At 50.4% G+C, this 415-nt stretch carries 1 pseudogene; it reads left to right on the forward strand.

Annotation, left to right across the window (positions count from 1 at the left end):
• Positions 1-415, forward strand: a pseudogene (locus D7W81_RS41625) (DUF3656 domain-containing protein); the annotation flags it as partial.

Here is a 415-nt window from a genome sequence, read left to right on the forward strand (position 1 = left end):
TGGTAGCACAGATTATTTTGTGAATGCCCGTAAAGGCGATATTGGCGCGTTCGATTCGCCGAAATTTATCGGCCTGCCGGTGGGCGAAGTATTGAAAGTAGCGAAAGATCATATTGATGTTGCCGTTACCGAGCCACTGGCAAATGGCGATGGCCTGAACGTGATGATTAAACGTGAAGTCGTCGGTTTTCGTGCCAATACGGTCGAGAAAACCGGAGAAAATCAGTACCGCGTCTGGCCCAATGAAATGCCAGCAGATTTGCACAAAATTCGCCCGCATCACCCACTAAACCGTAATCTTGATCATAACTGGCAGCAGGCACTGACAAAAACCTCCAGCGAACGTCGGGTGGCGGTAGACATTGAACTGGGCGGCTGGCAGGAACAACTGATTCTGACCCTCACCAGTGAAGAG

Source organism: Corallococcus aberystwythensis, from assembly GCF_003612165.1.
In the GTDB taxonomy this organism is placed as follows: Bacteria; Myxococcota; Myxococcia; order Myxococcales; family Myxococcaceae; genus Corallococcus; species Corallococcus aberystwythensis.